Source organism: Paracoccus versutus (genome assembly GCF_000763885.1).
GTDB lineage: Bacteria > Pseudomonadota > Alphaproteobacteria > Rhodobacterales > Rhodobacteraceae > Paracoccus > Paracoccus versutus.
The window spans coordinates 1-510 of the sequence record NZ_JRKO01000183.1 but is presented as its reverse complement, the minus strand read 5'-3'; the positions used below and the strand labels follow the sequence as shown (position 1 = coordinate 510).

The 510-nt window shown below is 69.6% G+C and carries 1 pseudogene; it reads left to right on the top strand.

Going from position 1 to position 510, the window contains the following annotated elements:
• Nucleotides 1-510, top strand: a pseudogene (locus IT40_RS26560) (Re/Si-specific NAD(P)(+) transhydrogenase subunit alpha); the annotation flags it as partial.

The window sequence follows — 510 nt, the reverse complement described above, 5'->3', positions numbered from 1 at the left end:
TCGACCTGGCGGCCGAGCGCGGCGGCAATTGCGAGCTGACCGTGCCGGACGAGCGCATCGTCACGGAAAACGGCGTGGTGATCATCGGCTATACCGACTTCCCGTCGAGGATGGGCGCGCAAGCCTCCGAGCTTTATGGCAACAACATCCGCCACATGCTCTCGGACCTGACGCCGGGCAAGGACGGCGTCATCGTGCAGAACATGGAGGACGACGTGATCCGCGGCGCCACCGTCGCCCATGACGGCGACGTGACCTGGCCGCCGCCGCCGCCCAGGGTCGCGGCCATCGCCGCCCAGAAGCCGCGCGAGAAGCCCAGGGAGCCGACCCCCGAGGAACGGCGCGCGCAGGAGATCGCCGCCTTCCGCGCCCAGACCCGCAGCCAGGTCACGCTGCTCGGCGCGGGCGCGGCGGCGATGCTGCTGGTGGGGCTGTTCGCGCCCGCGAGCTTCCTGTCGCATTTCATCGTCTTCGTGCTGGCGGTCTTCGTCGGCTTCCAGGTGATCTGGA